1 protein-coding gene is annotated in these 392 nt (G+C 42.3%); it reads right to left on the reverse strand.

The window, feature by feature from the left end:
• The coding region (locus AC1DP6_RS36595; RefSeq protein WP_477059328.1) for a hypothetical protein at positions 1-392 on the reverse strand (392 nt) is incomplete at both ends.

Raw genomic sequence — 392 nt, forward strand, 5'->3', positions numbered from 1 at the left:
CTATAAACCGCTGAAACATTTGTGCCCTATAAACCGCTGAAACATTTGTGCCTCCTATATTTACACTAATCGATGGCACACCACCAGTAATATTAACTATCACATTCTCACTATATTTTACTGTAAAGTTCAGTGTGCTGCCGGCTTTATAATAACCATTTGCAGGTACGCTTACTTGTGTTACTACCGGTATCGTCACATCTGCTGTTACACTAATCGTGTTGCTCGCAGTGTTACCGTTGTCGCCAATATTCACCGCTACATTTGCAGGCAATGAAACGCTGACAGCTCCATCAGTTATCGGCGTGATGACGATGGTATAGGTAATGTTGTCGGTAGTTTGAAGCGTAGCAGCAGTAGCATTGGTTAATGTAAAGTCTGCTACTGTAAGC

Source organism: Chitinophaga sp. 01L420 (assembly GCF_056399985.1).